Below are 17,659 nucleotides of genomic sequence, written 5' to 3'. Positions count from 1 at the left end.
GCATGACATCAGCCTTTCCTATTATCGGTAAGCATGACCGCATTCTAGAAGCTTTGAATTGGTATTGACGAAAGTACAAACCAGGTATAATATATCTTGTTGTAATAATGGAAATTCCAGATAGGAGGGTCACAAACGTGAAAACATTGTCAGCTGTCAGCATACCTAAACGTAAGCGTGATACGCATAAAGGAGATTACGGTCGTATACTTTTAATTGGTGGCAATGCCAATCTTGGTGGTGCGATTATGATTGCAGCACGTGCGTGTGTTTACAGTGGTGGTGGATTAATTACAGTCGCAACACATCCAACAAATCATGTTGCACTTCATTCTCGCTGTCCAGAGGCTATGGTCATTGATATTAATGATACGAAAAAACTGACAAAGATGATTGAAGTTTCAGATTGTATTTTAATTGGTCCAGGTTTGGGTCTTGATTTTAAAGGCAATAATGCTATGACATTTCTTTTACAAAATATTCAACCCCACCATACGCTCATTGTGGATGGCGATGCGATATCAATTGTAAGTAAATTAAAACCTGAAATTCCAGCTTGCAATGTCATCTACACACCACATCAGAAAGAGTGGGAGCGTTTGAGTGGCATTCCAATAGAAGAACAAACTTATGAACGAAACCGAGAAGCCGTCGATCGTCTTGGGGGCACAGTTGTCCTAAAGAAACATGGAACAGAAATTTTCTTTAAAGACGAAGAATATCAATTACAAATTGGCAACCCTGCGATGGCGACAGGCGGAATGGGGGATACCCTTGCTGGAATGATAACAAGCTTTGTAGGTCAATTTGACAATCTTGTTGATGCAATTACCAGTGCCACATACACACATAGTTATATAGGAGAAAAACTTTCTCAGGAGATGTATGTTGTACCCCCTTCAAGAATGATTGACGAAATTCCATACGCAATGAAACAATTGGAAGATTAAAATATCATTCTTCGTTAATGCATGAAGTGGTCGAAATCCTTTGATGCTGTTTTCATGACTCTGTTCAATTAAAAAAGAAGCGGCGGTGATTCCCAATAGAATCATCGTCGCTTCTTAATTTATCTGATTTTATTCATCTTCATTTTCAATATCTTCATTAACGCGATCCATAAAATCTTGTCTTAACGTTTCTCGTTCTTCTGTGTCGTTGTCGCTCACTTCAGGCGCTTCTGTATGAATTGTAGCACCAGGTACATCGTCTTCAATAACAGTCTCTGTCTCTGATTCTAGTTCATCATTTTCCGCTTCAAGATTTTCTGGTTCTTTTTTCACTTTAGCCACTGTAGATACAAACTGTTCATCATCTAGGCGAATTAAACGTACACCTTGAGCCATACGTCCATTCACTGAAATATCGCTCACTTCCATACGAATAATCACACCTTGGTTTGTAACAACCATTAAATCTTCATCACCTTCAACAGTTGCAATACATACGAGTTGACCGTTTCGCTCTGTCAATTTGGCAGTTTTAACACCCATACCACCACGGTTAGACAAACGGTACTCTTCAATAGAGGTACGCTTACCGTAACCTTTTTCAGTGACTACTAAAATCTCATCATTACTTTCTTCATTCGTAACGCCTAAGCCAATAACCTCGTCACCATCGCGAAGCTTAATCCCTTTGACACCCGCTGCGATACGACTCATGGAACGAACATCTGTCTCTTTAAAACGGATAAGAGAGGCATCTGCTGTACCAATCAGAATATGTTTTTCGCCATCAGTTAAACGTACAGCTACTAACTCATCTTCATCTCTAAATTTAATCGCAATCTTACCATTACGATTGATACGGTTAAAGTTACTCAATGCAGAACGTTTAATTAAACCTTTTTTCGTTACAAATACAAGGAAGTCTTCTTCAGACTCTAAATCTTTAACAGCAATCATTGTGCTGATATTTTCGTCACTTTCAAGTTCTATCGCGTTAACAATAGGAATACCTTTAGACTGACGTGAGAGTTCTGGCACTTCATAACCTTTGAGTTTGTAGACCCGACCTTTATTCGTAAAGAACAAGATATGGTCGTGTGTACTCGTTGTAACCAACTGACTCACAAAATCATCTTCTAACGTATTCATACCTTGTACACCACGACCGCCACGATTTTGTGAGCGATATGTTGATGCTGGTAAACGTTTAATATAGTTATTATGACTCAGTGTAATAACGATTTGTTCTTCTGGAATAAGATCTTCATCTTCAAGTTGATCTATACCGCCAAGTTGAATTTCAGTACGTCTATCATCGCCATATTTTTCTTTGATTTCTGTAAGCTCTTCACGAACAAGTGCTAATAACTTCTCTTCATCTGCTAAGATTGCTTCTAATTCTTCAATATAGGCAAGAAGTTCGTTATATTCGTTTTCAATTTTATCTCGTTCTAAGCCTGTCAGACGTCTTAAACGCATATCAAGAATTGCTTGTGCCTGACGTTCAGAAAGTTCAAAACGTGATTGTAAGCTTTCCATTGCCACTTTATCTGTTTCAGATTCTCGAATAATTGTAATAATCTCATCGATATGGTCTAGTGCAATTCTTAAACCTTCTAGTATATGAGCACGGTCTTTTGCTTTACGTAAGTTATAAGCTGTGCGACGACGAACTACTTCTTTTTGGTGCTCTAAATAGTGATATAACGCTTGTTTCAAGTTAATTAATTTCGGTCTACCGTTAACGAGCGCAATCATATTAACACCAAATGAAGTTTGAAGGGGCGTTTGTTTATACAAGTTGTTCAATATTACACTTGCATTCGCATCTTTACGAATATCAATAACGATACGAACCCCTGTACGTAAACTCGTTTCATCACGTAAATCTGTGATGCCTTCAATTTTTTTATCGCGTACTAATTCAGCAATTTTTTCAATCATGCGTGCTTTATTGACTTGGAATGGAATTTCCGTCACAACAATACGTTCACGGCCTCCACCACGTGATTCAATTTCAGCTTTTGCTCTCATAATAATAGAGCCACGGCCTGTTTCATATGCACGTCGAATACCACTTTTACCTAGAATTAAGCCTGCCGTTGGAAAGTCTGGGCCTTGAATATTTTCCATTAATTCATTAATGGTAATTTCTGGATTATGACTTAAACTTAGGACACCATCAATGACTTCGCGCATATTATGTGGTGGGATATTCGTTGCCATACCTACCGCAATCCCTGAAGCTCCGTTAACCAATAAATTTGGGAAACGTGAAGGTAATACACTTGGTTCCCGTTCATTTCCATCATAGTTATCAATAAAATCAATCGTATCTTTATTAATATCACGCAACAGTTCTAAGGCAAGTTTTGTCATACGCGCTTCAGTGTAACGCATTGCTGCTGCGCCGTCACCATCCATAGAACCAAAGTTACCTTGTCCATCTACAAGTGGATAACGATAGCTGAAATCCTGTGCCATACGGACCATTGCTTCATAAATAGAAGAGTCCCCATGTGGATGATATTTACCCATTACATCCCCTACGATACGGGCAGATTTTTTATACGGTTTGTCTGGCGTCATACCTTGCTCATTGAGGCCGTATAAAATACGACGATGTACAGGTTTTAAACCATCTCTGACATCTGGCAAAGCACGAGACACAATAACACTCATGGCATAATCCAAAAACGATTCTCGCATCTCTTTGCTGATATTACGTTCATTAATTCTTGATTCAGGTGTTTCAGCCATCAAGATATCCTCCTTCTCATTTTCCAATTCTCATTCTAGAAATCTAGGTTGGCATATACGGCATTATCTTCAATGAACTGACGACGATTTTCGACGACATCGCCCATCAACATTTCAAATGTCTGATCCGCTTCGATTGCATCATCTAAAGTCACTTGAAGCATTGCACGGTTTTCAGGATTCATTGTTGTTTCCCATAATTGGTCTGCGTTCATTTCCCCTAAACCTTTATAACGTGCAATTGACCATTTTGGCGTTGGATTAAGTCTTTCTTTTAATTTATCCAATTCGCGGTCATTAAAGACATAATATTTTTGTTTCCCTTGTGTTAACTTGTACAATGGCGGTTGTGCGATATAAACATAACCAGCTTCAATAAGTGGGCGCATAAAACGATAAAAGAACGTCAATAAAAGCGTCCGAATATGCGCACCATCGACATCCGCATCAGTCATAATGACAATCTTGTGGTAACGGGCTTTTGAGATATCGAACTCTCCGCCGATACCTGTTCCAAATGCAGTGACCATTTGACGAATTTCGTTGTTATTCAAAATCTTATCTAAACGTGCTTTTTCAACGTTTAAAATTTTCCCTCTTAAAGGCAATATTGCTTGCGTACGTGAGTCTCGACCTGATTTTGTAGACCCCCCGGCAGAGTCACCCTCTACTAAGAAAATCTCACTTTCAGATGGATCTTTACTTGAGCAGTCTGCTAACTTACCTGGTAAGCTTGAAATATCAAGTGCAGACTTACGACGTGTGACTTCACGCGCTTTTTTCGCAGCGATACGTGCGCGAGAAGCCATAATACCTTTTTCGATAATAATTCGTCCAATTTGTGGATGCTCATATAAGAAACGTTCAAAAAGCTCCGAGAATACGCGGTCAACAATTTGACGAACCTCAGAGTTGCCTAATTTTGTTTTTGTTTGTCCTTCAAACTGAGGATCTCCATGCTTGATGGAAACGATAGCAGTTAAACCTTCTCTCGTATCTTCACCTGACAAGCGTTCTTTCTCATCTTTGATTAACTTATTTTGAGATCCATAATTATTTAATACTCTCGTTAACGCACGTTTAAAGCCATCTTCATGCGTCCCACCTTCATATGTGTGGATATTATTCGCGTAAGTCAGTAAATTTGTCGCAAAACCACTGTTATATTGAATAGCGATTTCGACTTCAATGTCATCGCGTGTCTCATGAACATAAATAGGTTCTTCATGTAATGGCTCTTTATTCTCGTTTATAAGCTCGACATACGACTTTATTCCACCTTCATAGTGGTAACTATCCTCACGAATTTCTTCTTCGTCACGCTCGTCTCTGAGCGTAATACGGATACCTTTATTTAAAAAGGCTAATTCACGAATACGTTTTTGCAAAGTTTCATAGTTATACACTGTCGTTTCTTGGAATATCGTGCCATCTGCCTTAAAACGAATCACTGTCCCTGTTTGGTCTGTATCACCAATTTGTTTCAAATCAAATGCAGGTACACCCATGTGGTAGGCTTGATGATGAATACGTCCATTTCTATGAACGTAAACTTCTAACGTCTCACTCAATGCATTTACAACAGATGAACCTACACCGTGTAAACCACCTGAAACTTTATAGCCACCGCCGCCAAATTTCCCACCAGCGTGTAATACAGTTAAAATAACTTCTACAGCAGGACGTCCCATTTTTTCTTGAATATCGACAGGAATACCGCGTCCATTATCTGTAACTTTAATCCAATTGTCTTTTTCGATGATCACTTCAATATCATCTGCATATCCTGCAAGTGCTTCATCAATACTGTTATCGACAATTTCCCAAACAAGATGATGTAGACCACGTTCTGAAGTAGAACCAATATACATACCTGGTCGCTTACGTACCGCTTCAAGTCCTTCTAAAACTTGAATCTGACTCGCACCATAATTTTCCGAGTTGTTCACATCAGCCAATGCTTCCCACCTTCACTTTCTTCCTACTGCTTAATATTTCCTTGTGCAATTTGATATATCTTCGCGTTTTTCATTATTTCATGATCAATACCATCTACCGAAGTGGTTGTCACAAATGTTTGAACTTTATGCTGAATTGTACTTAAAAGATGCGTTTGACGTGCATCATCTAGTTCACTTAAAACGTCATCAAGTAATAAAATGGGGTATTCCCCCACTTCTTGATTCATTAATTCAATTTCTGCTAACTTAATCGAAAGCGCTGTTGTCCGTTGCTGACCTTGAGAGCCATAAACTTGTGCGTCCATGCCATTCACTTGAAAAGCTAAATCGTCACGGTGTGGTCCATTTAAACTCACACCGCGCTCGATTTCACGATTCTGGTGACTTTGAAGGTCTTCGAGTACTTTTTGAATTAAGACTGCCTCTGCTTGCGAGGTGTCTTCAATTTTGATACTAGGTAAATATTTTAATGTCAAAGCTTCGCGACCATTCGTAATACCTGAATGAATGGGCTCTGCTAAAGTTTCTAGTTCTGCAATAAATTGTGCTCTGCGTTGTGTCACTTTCACTGCATATTCAGCAAATTGCTGATTCAGTACTTCTAACATCGTTGTATCTTTTGTCTGTTTCAATTGCAGCTGCTTTAAATAGTGATTGCGTTGTTTCAAAATACGTTGATATTGCGATAAATCATTTAAATATAAATTTGAAATTTGCCCAAGTTCCATATCGATAAAACGTCTTCTCACTTGTGGTGCGCCTTTGACAATATTTAAGTCTTCAGGCGCAAAAAGGACCACATTCAAATGGCCTATATACTGCGTCAAACGACTTTGCTCTAAATGATTTACTTTTACCTTTTTACCTTTTTTCGTGATAAACATTGTGAGCGGCATCGTACCATGGCGAAAACTGAGCTCACCCTCTATTTTAGCATACTCAGTATTAAAACGAATTAATTCCCTATCATTCGTCGTACGATGACTCTTCGCTAAGGCTAAGGTGTAAATAGATTCCAATAGATTGGTTTTTCCTTGTGCATTTTCACCAATTAAAATATTGACTTCAGGATGACATTGAAGCAATATCTCTTCGTAATTTCGATAGTTTTCTAATTGGAGTGTTTTAAGTTTCATTGCTCGCCGAATTTGATGATATATGAACCTACTTCAGGAATTTCTATACGGTCCCCGTCATGTAACTTTTTGCCACGACGCGATTCATGCTCGCCATTCAAGAAAACATCATATTCACTTAAAAACCACTTCGCTTGTCCTCCTGATTCAATGATGCCTTCATAGTTTAAAAATTGTCCTAAAGTGAGTTCACCATCAACAATTACTTCCTCAGCCAATTTAATCACTCCATTCATATTTGCTCACCTATATATTATACCGTTTTATCGCAAAAATTTCATGTACAGAAGGCAATTTTCGAGTAAAAGTTTCATGTGGAACAAATGATGAATGACCCATCATGTGTTAGGACTTTTGATCCTTAATCACTTGATCAATTTTAGATTTAATCGTGTCAAAATCCGTAGTATCTTCTATCGGTTCACCGTTGATATATAACGATGGCACTTGTGGCACTTTATACTTTTTAGCTAAGTTATTATCGTTTCGCGCTTTTTTAGCGATTTCTCCATTTTTGTCTCGATAAGCCGAAGTAATCTTTTCTAATTGTTTAGGTGACAAGTCTAATTTTTTTAGCTGTTGTTGAATAAAATTATCTGTTAACCAATGTTTTGTAGTCACGTCATCTTTATTCGATGGTTGACCTTGATATAAAAGTTTGTGAAACGCCCAATATTGGTTCGGCGCAATCTGATTTACTGCTAATGCAGCTTTTGCACTTAATTCAGACTCTTCTCCATGTATTAAAACGTTAACGTAGCGAAATTGTACTTTTTGCGTATCAATAAATTCTTTTTGTAGTTGTGGCTTAATGTTACGTTCAAATGCACCACAATAAGGGCATTTAAAATCACCATATTCCACAATTACAATTTTATTCTCTTTTGCGCCTTGATGTGGTTTTGATTGGGTATCTGTCACCATTTCTTTTTCATTTTGACGCGCTGCATTAGGGTCTGAATTATGTGTACTCATTCTAATAATGATTGCTATTACAATTGCGAGTACCACTATAATTGTTAAAATTAAAGGCCATTTACTTTTCATATTCCAATCCTCCATCACATTATCTTTTAATTATACTAAAATCAGGCTGCTTTGAATATTACACGCGCGAACGATTCAAATGACTTTATTTTTTTACTAACTTTACGTATGGAAACTGAGCTATTAAGTCACACAAAAAACGCAGTTGGTTAAGTCCAACTGCGTTTTGTATCATAGGCTTTTTAAATTATTTAGTAAGTACGTATCGGTAAAATTAATTGTGTAACGGTGTCATCATCTTTTGGTTTTAAAATAAATGGTTTCATCGTACCGAAAAATTCGACTTCAACTTCGTCATTATCGATCGCTTTTAAAGCATCCATCATGTATTTAGAGTTAAAAGATATTTTTAAGTTGCCACCTTCAACCTCGTTTGCAGTAACTTCTTCCTTCACTGTCCCAATTTCAGGTGATGTAGATGAAAGTTCCACTTGCTCATCGCCTGCACTTAATTTAATGACATTGTTACCACCTTCTCTTGCTAAAAGAGAAGCACGATCAATGGCATGATAAAAATCAGAATTATCTAATGCTAATTTGATCTCATAGTTTTCTGGGAATAAGCGTGATGTATCAGGATAGTGTCCCTCTAGTAAGCGTGAAATAAAGTTTACATTACCAACACGGAATAATACTTGGTTTGATGCAAAGAAAATATCAATATGCTCTTCGCTTTCTGTCATAATTTTATTTAATTCTGCTAAAGCTTTACCTGGAATAATGACATTTTTATCACCAATTTCTTCGTCTTCAAGTTTCAACTTTCTTACAGCCAAGCGGTGTGAATCAGTCGCTGTGCATATTAATTCATTTTCTTGTATAAGCCAGTTTACACCTGTAAGAACTGGACGTGTTTCTGAGGTGGACACTGCGAAATTAGTTTGTGCAATCACGTTTTTCAATACTTTGACTGGTAATTGCAATGCATCTTCACTAGATACTTGTGGTAACAATGGATATTGATCAGGGTCTAAACCACTTAAATTGAACTCAGAATGACCTGATGTAATCAATGTTTGAAATTGTTCGTTTGTAGAAAGCTTAACTTCTCGACCTGGTAATTTCTTAATAATGTCAACGAAGAAACGCCCTGGCAATACGACAGAACCTGGCTCTGTCACATTAACAATTTCTTCTCCATCAACTTGATTCGGGATTGTAATTTCAATTGATATCTCTGAATCTGATCCAGTTAAGACAATGCCTTCGTTTTTGGCATCAATTTTAATACCTGTCAATATTGGTAATGTCGTTCTTGGTGAAATGGCTTTTAATGTATCGTTTAATTGAGTGATAAAATAATCTCTTTGGATAGAAAACTCCATCATTCTATAAACTCCTTTCAGTCGTTTATAATAGTTATAGTTATTATTTAAAGTCGTAATCATAGTCATAGGGGCTGTGGATTAGTGGATAACTCATAAAATTGATTGATATCAAAGGTTATTCACATGTGGATAAGTTGTGTATGATGTGTACAACTTTTGCCCACTATCCACAAATCAACTTCTGATCTCTTTTTCAATACCTTCTATTTCTTGTCGTAATGTAGGGTCATTTTCGATATCTTTTTTTATTTTATCATGCGCATGAATGACTGTCGTATGATCGCGTCCTCCAAATTCCTCTCCAATTTTTGGTAGAGAAAAAACAGTTAGCTCTCGCGATAAGTACATCGCGATTTGTCTTGGATAGGCAATCGATTTTGTACGTTTCTTTGCTGCAAAGTCTTCAATACGTACGCCGTAATACTCACCAACAACTTTTTGAATATCTTGAATCGTAATTTTTTTAGATTTTGTAACTTGAATAATATCCTTTAAAGCATCAGAGGTTAATTCGGTCGTAATCGGTTTACCTTGTAATTTTGAATATGCGAGTACACGCGTTAAAGCACCTTCAAGTTCACGAATATTCGTTTGAATTTGATTTGCGATATAAGTTAAAGATTCGATAGGAATATCTAGATTTTCTTCTTCTGTTTTCTTTTGTAAAATGGCCATCCGTGTCTCAAAATCTGGTGGTGTGATATCAACGATTAACCCCCATTGGAAGCGGGATTTTAGACGTTCCTCTAAAGTAGAAATTTCTTTCGGTGGACGATCACTGGAGATGACAATTTGCTTTTTGTTTTGATGCAAGTCATTAAAAGTATGGAAAAATTCTTCCTGTGTCTGTTCTTTCTTTTGAATAAATTGAATATCATCAATTAATAAAACATCGATATTGCGGTACTTTTCACGAAATGACTCTGTATCGTTGTTACGAATGGATTGAATAAACTCATTTGTAAATTTTTCGCTTGATGTGTAAAGTACCTTCGCATCAGGATTATTTTCCAGGACATAATGACCAATCGCATGCATCAGATGCGTTTTTCCTAAACCTACACCACCATAAATGAAAAGCGGATTATAGGCATTTGCCGGTGATTCCGCAACAGCAAGGCTCGCAGCATGCGGGAAGCGGTTGCCGGGACCGATGACAAATGTTTCAAATGTATTGTTCGTGTTAAATTGCTCACCTGACACGACAGGTTCAACATGCGAATGATGCTCTGAATTTTTAGAGGATGACGCGACATTGAGCTCTGCTAAATCTTCTTCAGTAATGAAGTTGATGTTCTCAATATCGTGTCCCGTTACAGCTTCTAAAAATTGTTTGACGAGATCTGTATAATTGGTCGTTAGCCAATTTGCAATAAATGGCTGTGCAGCAATAACGACAGCTTCTTTATTAGATAGAGCATGTAATGTTGTGTCTTTGAGCCAAGTGTCATATGAAACATTAGTAACATTTTCTTTGCATAAGTTGAGAACATTATCCCAAATTTCTTGTTCTGACATTTTTTAACTCCATCTTCCTAAGTAAAAATTTTGTTATACACAATATCCCCATAATTTAATAAAGATAATCACAGGGTGTTAATAATTATCCACAAGTTAATCACAAACTGTGGATGAACAACATAAAACGTTACATTATTCACAACTCTTTTAAGCTATATACATAATATAAAACCTATGTACTATAAGGGTTTAAACCACTTATCCACATAATTATACTTTTTCACAACCATTACTGTCAAACGGCTGTGAATATGTTGTTATCTTTTTGTGTAACTTGTGAATAATAAATTGTTATCCACAGTTTATTTATTTTGCCCTGTGTATAAGTGGACAACTTTTTTAGGTCTGTTGTATCTAATTATGAAAAAACACACTTGATTTACTGTTGTGATTTTGTTATATTTTAGTAGTTGCTTGAAATGTAGACATTTCATTTTATTTAAGAACATCAATTTGAACACATAAAAATGAAATTAACTTATCTATAATGATGAATATTAGATAATTGAATGATTGAGATGGAGGTGTTTTGCATGGTAAAACGTACTTATCAACCAAATAAACGTAAACATAGTAAAGTTCATGGTTTCAGAAAACGCATGAGCACTAAAAACGGCCGTAAAGTATTGGCACGTCGTCGTCGTAAAGGTCGTAAAGTTTTATCAGCATAAGATCACTGACTCATTCAGTGATCTTTTTTTTGCGAACAAGCCTGTTTGCCTTAGGTATTCAGAAGAAAGACGAGTGATATTTAATGGAAAAAGCATACCGTATTAAAAAAAATGCTGATTTTCAGTCCATCTATCGTAAAGGTAAATCTGTAGCGAATCGCCAGTTTGTTGTTTATACGTATGAACAACAACAAGCCACACACTTTAGGCTCGGTATTAGCGTATCTAAAAAATTGGGTAATGCTGTGACACGCAACCGTATTAAAAGAAGTATTCGAGAATGCTTCAAAGTGCATAAAACAGATTTGTTACCAGTCGATATGATTGTGATTGCACGATTTCCTGCCAAAGAGATGTCTACACAAGAAATTCAGAAAAGTTTAGAGCATGTACTCAAAATTGCAAAGGTCTTTAACAAGCGAATAAAGTAATTTTTAGACTTCGGTTTGTATGACTTCAGACAAACCGAAGTCTAACTTATAATGTGAGAACCCTTGGTATAAAGGCTTTTCTAGTAGGCTAAGTCTTGACGTCATAAGTTGAGGCATCATGCTTTTCTATTTGTGTAAAGGATGCGCAATAGGTTTTACACGTAGGATACAATAAAGAATTGAGAACATGAGATTCGCAATTTTGAATGAAACATTTTACAATATTATAATGGTATATTTTGACAAAAGGAGGTACGTCAATTGTGGAACAATTAGACACGATTACAAGTATATCAACACCAATGGGCGAGGGCGCGATAGGAATTGTACGTTTATCTGGTTTAGATGCGGTTGAAATTGCAGATAAGCTTTATAAAGGAAGAAAACAATTAAAAGATGTACCTACGCATACAATTAACTATGGGCATATCATTGATCCTGAAACGCAAGAAGTAGTTGAAGAAGTGATGGTTTCGGTATTACGAGCACCACGTACATTTACACGTGAAGACATTGTAGAGATTAACTGTCATGGTGGCATTTTGACAATTAATCGTGTGTTAGAATTAACAATGACTTATGGTGCGAGAATGGCAGAGCCTGGTGAATATACAAAGCGTGCCTTCTTAAATGGAAGAATTGACTTATCACAAGCTGAAGCAGTAATGGATTTTATACGTTCTAAAACTGACCGTGCTTCGAAAGTCGCAATGAACCAAATTGAAGGGCGATTAAGTGATTTGATTAAAAAACAACGTCAATCCATTTTGGAAGTTCTAGCTCAAGTAGAGGTTAACATTGATTATCCAGAATATGATGACGTAGAAGAAGCTACTTCAGAGTTACTGTTAGAACGCGCGCAAGAAATCAAAAATGAGATTCAAAAATTATTAGATACAGGTGTTCAAGGTAAAATTATGCGTGAAGGTTTATCAACTGTCATTGTAGGTAAGCCTAATGTGGGTAAATCATCCATGTTAAATAACTTGATTCAAGATAATAAAGCGATTGTGACAGAAGTTGCTGGAACAACGCGCGACGTATTGGAAGAATACGTCAATGTAAGAGGCGTACCGCTCAGACTTGTAGATACAGCAGGTATTCGCGAAACAGAAGATATCGTTGAACGAATAGGGGTAGAGCGTTCTCGTAAAGCATTGAGTGAAGCAGATCTTATTTTATTTGTATTAAATAATAATGAGCCTTTAACAGAAGAAGATCGAAAGCTCTATGAAGTTGTAAAAACGAGCGATGCAATTGTGATTATTAATAAGACAGACTTGACGCCACGATTAGACCGTGACGAAGTGAAAGCGATGGTGGGTTCAATGCCTGTTATTGAAACGTCAATGCTCGAACAACAAGGGATTGATGAGCTTGAAATTCAAATACGCGATCTGTTTTTTGGTGGAGAGGTTCAAAGTCAAGATATGACTTATGTTTCAAACTCACGCCATATTTCATTACTCAAACAGGCGAAGAAGACGATTCAAGATGCGATAGATGCAGCTGAAATGGGGATTCCTATGGATATGATTCAAATCGATTTAACACGGACATGGGAACTTTTAGGTGAAATCATTGGTGAATCTGCAAGTGAAGAATTGATTGATCAATTATTTAGTCAATTCTGTCTCGGAAAATAATAAATGGAGGTTAATAAAATGGTGAAATCATTTGATGTTATTGTCGTAGGGGCTGGACATTCTGGTATTGAAGCCGGTCTTGCATCTGCGAGACGTGGTGCGCATACACTCATGTTGACAATTAATTTAGACAATATTGCCTTTATGCCATGTAATCCGTCAGTGGGTGGACCGGCAAAAGGAATTGTTGTACGTGAAATTGACGCTTTAGGTGGCCAAATGGCGAAAACAATTGATAAAACGCATATTCAAATGCGTATGCTTAATACAGGAAAAGGGCCTGCAGTACGTGCGTTACGCGCGCAAGCCGATAAAGTCATGTATCAACAAGAAATGAAACGTGTACTTGAAGATGAAGACAATCTAGAAGTGATGCAAGGCATGGTGGATGAACTTATCATCGAAGAGGGCGTTGTTAAAGGTGTGCGTACTAATATTGGTACTGAATACCGTGCTAAAGCCGTTATTTTAACAACAGGTACTTTCTTACGTGGTGAGATTATTCTTGGTAATTTGAAATATTCTAGTGGTCCAAACCATCAATTACCTTCGATTACGCTTGCAGATCACTTAAGAGAACTTGGCTTTGATGTTGTTCGTTTTAAAACGGGTACACCACCACGTGTGAATGCGAAAACGATAGATTATAGTAAAACTGAAATTCAACCAGGTGATGACGTCGGTCGTGCTTTCAGTTATGAAACAACGGAATATATTTTAGACCAACTTCCTTGTTGGCTTACTTATACAAATGGTGAAACGCACAAAGTCATCGATGACAATCTTCATTTATCTGCAATGTATTCCGGAATGATTAAAGGTACAGGTCCACGTTATTGTCCATCAATTGAAGATAAATTTGTTCGTTTTAATGATAAACCGAGACATCAATTGTTCCTTGAACCTGAAGGCCGTCATACAAATGAAGTATACGTTCAAGGTTTATCAACAAGTATGCCTGAAGCCGTCCAACGTCAAATGCTTGCGACTATTCCTGGTTTAGAAAAGGCAGATATGATGCGCGCAGGTTATGCGATTGAATATGATGCATTAGTACCGACACAACTTTGGCCAACTTTGGAAACTAAAATGATTAAAAACCTCTACACAGCAGGTCAGATTAATGGGACGTCAGGTTATGAAGAAGCGGCTGGTCAAGGTTTAATGGCAGGTATTAATGCAGCAGCCCGCGTATTAGGTCAAGAAGAAACCATTTTACAACGTTCAGATGCTTATATCGGTGTTTTAATTGACGACTTAGTGACAAAAGGTACAAATGAGCCGTATCGATTACTCACTTCTCGTGCAGAGTATCGTTTATTACTACGTCATGATAATGCAGATTTACGTCTTACAGATATTGGCCATCAAATTGGTTTAATCTCAGAAGAGCGTTATGCACGTTTCAATGAAAAGCGTCAGCAAATTAGTGATGAAATGACACGATTGTCTCAAATCCGCATTAAGCCAAGTGAACGCGTACAACAAATCATTGAGCGAGAAGGGGGCTCACGCCTTAAAGATGGAATTCTAGCCAATGAATTGTTACGTCGACCTGAAATGACTTATGCAACAATAATTGAAATTTTAGAAGAGACACATCAATTACCATCAGATGTTGAAGAACAAGTCGAAATTCAAACAAAATATGAAGGTTATATCAATAAATCATTACAACAAGTAGATAAAGTGAAAAGAATGGAACAAAAGAAAATTCCAGAAGATCTCGATTACAGTAAAATCGATAGCTTAGCGACTGAAGCACGTGAAAAATTGGCTCAGGTTAAACCACTTAACATCGCGCAAGCCTCACGTATTTCAGGTGTTAACCCAGCAGATATTTCAATATTGTTAGTCTACTTAGAACAAGGTAAAATTCAAAGGGTGAAATAAATGAGTGTAGAATGGTTAGCAACACAATTAGGTGCACACGGATTGACAGTATCTGATAAACAGAAGCAACAATTTGAAAAATATTATGAAATGCTTGTAGAATGGAATGAGAAAATTAACTTAACGAGTATTACAGAGGAACATGAAGTGTATCTTAAGCATTTTTATGATTCTGTAACACCTAGTTTTTACCATGATTTTAACCAACCGTTAAGTTTGTGTGATGTGGGTGCGGGTGCAGGATTTCCAAGTATTCCTTTAAAAATTATGTTTCCAGAAATTCACGTTACAATTGTTGACTCGTTAAATAAGCGGATTCAATTTTTAAATCAATTGGCAGATGCGTTAGAGCTTGAAGGTGTCCGATTTGTACATGATCGCGCTGAAACGTTTGGGAAGCAGGAAGACTACCGGGCGTCTTTTGACATCGTAACAGCACGTGCTGTTGCGAGAATGTCGGTATTAAGTGAATTGTGTATACCACTCGTGAAAAAGCAAGGTCTCTTTTTAGCTTTAAAATCATCAAAAGGACAAGAAGAACTTGATGAAGCACGCTTTGCTATAGGTGTCTTAGGTGGCAAAATTCGCCAAATCGATACATTTACGCTTCCAGAAGATGCAGGTGAGCGTCAAATTATTACAATTGAAAAGCGGAGTCAAACACCTAAGAAATACCCAAGAAAACCCGGAACACCCAATAAAACACCACTTGTAGAATAACAAAAATGTATTTTGGAATATTAAGGGGAGCGAATAAAAATGAAGAAACCCTTTTCTAAGTTGTTTGGATTAAAAAATAAAGACGACTTACTAGATGCCAGTGAAGCGGAAAATCAAGGTGTCGAATCGATTAAAATTGAGCGAATTGTTCCGAACCGTTATCAACCACGCCAAAAGTTTGATACTGCACGGATTGAAGAATTAGCTGAATCTATAAGCGCTCATGGTTTGTTACAACCTATTGTAGTAAGACCGATTGAAGAAAATATGTACGAAATCATTGCAGGTGAACGTCGTTTTCGTGCGTTACAAATGAATCAAATGACTGAGGCAGAGGTTTTAATCCGTCATTTAGATGATGAAGAAACAGCTGTCGTAGCATTGATAGAAAATATTCAACGTGAAAATTTATCAGCGATTGAAGAAGCAGAGGCTTATAAAAAACTGTTGGCGTTTGAAGGTATTACTCAAGCTGAACTCGCTAAAAGTGTCGGAAAAAGTCAAAGTTTCATTGCGAATAAATTGCGCCTATTGAAATTAACGCCTGTCGTGTTAGAAGCAGTACGGGAACATCGAATTACTGAGCGTCATGCGCGAGCGCTAGTAGGACAAACACCTGAACGACAAGAAGAAATGTTGCATATCATTTTAACAGAGCAATTAAACGTCAAACAAACAGAAGATCGGTTGAAAATGCCTGTTGAAAAAGATATTGAAGGAGAGAAAGTCGTTGCGACCCCTCCTGAATTTATCCAAGATGTTTCAGCCGCACGTGATATTATTGCGGATAGCTTGTTGGAAGTCAGTGCGAATGGTATCAAATACGAACAACGTGAAAAAGAACATGATGATTACGTTGAAATTCAAATTCGTCTTTATCGAAAATAACCATTTTTAATGTATGAAACCATTTTATTTTAAATAGCAAAACCTTTATAGACTGTGTAAGTGATAAATCGTCACTTATGCAGTTTTTTTACGCTTAAGGTTGTATAAAAATTTCGGTCTATAGCGCTATGATTTTTCTTTTAATACTTTATATATTTATACATATCCTCAAAGTAATTAAAGGAGAAATGATATGAAAAACAAGAAACGCATCATAGGCATATTTGCTTTTTTATTAGTAGGTATTTCAATTTATTTGATGACGAGCTTTGACATGCTTAACAGAACAGAAGTTTATTATGGAAAGTTCGTTCAAAACAATCAAACTACCAACCTTTATTCACATGACAATCAATATCAAATGAAGCTGAATAAAAAACGAGATAAACTCCAAGAAGGCAATTGGGTTAAGGTTACATTGACTGATCAAAAAGGCGTCATTGTGGATGTAAAAGCTATAGATAAAACACAAATTCCAAAAAGTGTATTACGAAAAATAGAGAGAAGTCAGTAAGAAAAAGGGAAGGGTGTTTTTTACATAATAATTAAGAATCACGTATCAAAACTAAACTTTGAGAGAAGAAGATCTTGATGTCTTGTTCTCTCAAAGTTTTACGGCGAAAGAGCATTCTAAAATAACAAAATATAGTAACCTCTTAGTTTTTGATTATTACAGAGTCAGTGAAGTTCACAATTTATTAAGCATT

15 protein-coding genes are annotated in these 17,659 nt (G+C 36.8%); 8 read left to right on the top strand and 7 right to left on the bottom strand.

Annotation, left to right across the window (positions count from 1 at the left end; all coding sequences use genetic code 11):
• Positions 1-107: 107 nt before the first annotated feature.
• The gene (locus HMPREF1208_RS07425) at positions 108-950 is read left to right on the top strand and encodes an NAD(P)H-hydrate dehydratase (protein WP_207554581.1); all 843 of its coding nucleotides are present in this window, start codon (positions 108-110) and stop codon (positions 948-950) included.
• Between the two features lie 129 nt (positions 951-1,079).
• On the opposite strand, the gene gyrA is transcribed toward HMPREF1208_RS07425, so the two are convergent.
• From gyrA to dnaA, 7 genes are all read right to left on the bottom strand, one after another.
• Positions 1,080-3,710, bottom strand: a complete 2,631-nt coding sequence (gene gyrA / locus HMPREF1208_RS07420; protein ID WP_016425733.1) for a DNA gyrase subunit A — start codon at positions 3,708-3,710, stop codon at positions 1,080-1,082.
• Positions 3,711-3,745: 35 nt separating this feature from the next.
• Positions 3,746-5,668: a DNA topoisomerase (ATP-hydrolyzing) subunit B gene (gyrB, locus tag HMPREF1208_RS07415; protein WP_016425732.1), complete on the bottom strand. Its 1,923-nt coding sequence runs from the start codon at positions 5,666-5,668 to the stop codon at positions 3,746-3,748.
• Positions 5,669-5,691: 23 nt separating this feature from the next.
• On the bottom strand, positions 5,692-6,807 hold the full coding sequence (gene recF, locus HMPREF1208_RS07410; RefSeq protein WP_016425731.1) for a DNA replication/repair protein RecF: 1,116 nt from the start codon (positions 6,805-6,807) through the stop codon (positions 5,692-5,694).
• The gene (gene yaaA / locus HMPREF1208_RS07405) at positions 6,804-7,043 is read right to left on the bottom strand and encodes a S4 domain-containing protein YaaA (RefSeq protein WP_016425730.1); all 240 of its coding nucleotides are present in this window, start codon (positions 7,041-7,043) and stop codon (positions 6,804-6,806) included. Before yaaA ends, recF begins: the two co-directional genes overlap by 4 nt.
• 109 nt (positions 7,044-7,152) lie before the next feature.
• Entirely contained in the window at positions 7,153-7,854 is a 702-nt protein-coding gene (locus HMPREF1208_RS07400) for a DsbA family protein (RefSeq protein ID WP_016425729.1), read from the bottom strand.
• A gap of 191 nt (positions 7,855-8,045) precedes the next feature.
• A complete protein-coding gene (gene dnaN, locus HMPREF1208_RS07395; protein WP_016425728.1) occupies positions 8,046-9,182 on the bottom strand; it encodes a DNA polymerase III subunit beta in 1,137 nt (378 codons plus the stop codon).
• 174 nt (positions 9,183-9,356) lie between these two features.
• On the bottom strand, positions 9,357-10,700 hold the full coding sequence (gene dnaA / locus HMPREF1208_RS07390; protein ID WP_016425727.1) for a chromosomal replication initiator protein DnaA: 1,344 nt from the start codon (positions 10,698-10,700) through the stop codon (positions 9,357-9,359).
• A 536-nt stretch (positions 10,701-11,236) separates the two neighbouring features.
• On the opposite strand from dnaA, the gene rpmH reads away from it, so the two are divergent.
• The 7 genes from rpmH to HMPREF1208_RS11545 all read left to right on the top strand — a co-directional run bounded on the left by rpmH (position 11,237) and on the right by HMPREF1208_RS11545 (position 17,466).
• Positions 11,237-11,374, top strand: coding sequence for a 50S ribosomal protein L34 (gene rpmH, locus HMPREF1208_RS07385; protein ID WP_000240855.1), 138 nt, complete (start codon positions 11,237-11,239; stop codon positions 11,372-11,374).
• A gap of 83 nt (positions 11,375-11,457) precedes the next feature.
• Positions 11,458-11,805, top strand: a complete 348-nt coding sequence (gene rnpA, locus HMPREF1208_RS07380) for a ribonuclease P protein component (RefSeq protein WP_016425726.1) — start codon at positions 11,458-11,460, stop codon at positions 11,803-11,805.
• 263 nt (positions 11,806-12,068) lie between these two features.
• The gene (gene mnmE, locus HMPREF1208_RS07375) at positions 12,069-13,451 is read left to right on the top strand and encodes a tRNA uridine-5-carboxymethylaminomethyl(34) synthesis GTPase MnmE (RefSeq protein ID WP_016425725.1); all 1,383 of its coding nucleotides are present in this window, start codon (positions 12,069-12,071) and stop codon (positions 13,449-13,451) included.
• Positions 13,452-13,469: 18 nt separating this feature from the next.
• The gene (gene mnmG / locus HMPREF1208_RS07370; RefSeq protein ID WP_016425724.1) at positions 13,470-15,344 is read left to right on the top strand and encodes a tRNA uridine-5-carboxymethylaminomethyl(34) synthesis enzyme MnmG; all 1,875 of its coding nucleotides are present in this window, start codon (positions 13,470-13,472) and stop codon (positions 15,342-15,344) included.
• The gene (rsmG, locus tag HMPREF1208_RS07365) at positions 15,345-16,064 is read left to right on the top strand and encodes a 16S rRNA (guanine(527)-N(7))-methyltransferase RsmG (RefSeq protein WP_016425723.1); all 720 of its coding nucleotides are present in this window, start codon (positions 15,345-15,347) and stop codon (positions 16,062-16,064) included.
• Positions 16,065-16,103: 39 nt separating this feature from the next.
• Complete coding sequence (locus HMPREF1208_RS07360) at positions 16,104-16,952, top strand: ParB/RepB/Spo0J family partition protein (protein WP_016425722.1); 849 nt, start codon at positions 16,104-16,106, stop codon at positions 16,950-16,952.
• 193 nt (positions 16,953-17,145) lie between these two features.
• Entirely contained in the window at positions 17,146-17,466 is a 321-nt protein-coding gene (locus tag HMPREF1208_RS11545; protein WP_016425721.1) for a hypothetical protein, read from the top strand.
• The last annotated feature ends 193 nt before the right edge of the window (positions 17,467-17,659 follow it).

It is taken from the genome of Staphylococcus sp. HGB0015, assembly GCF_000411275.1.
Taxonomy (GTDB): Bacteria; Bacillota; Bacilli; order Staphylococcales; family Staphylococcaceae; genus Staphylococcus; species Staphylococcus schleiferi.
This window is presented reverse-complemented; position numbering and strand designations above follow the sequence as displayed.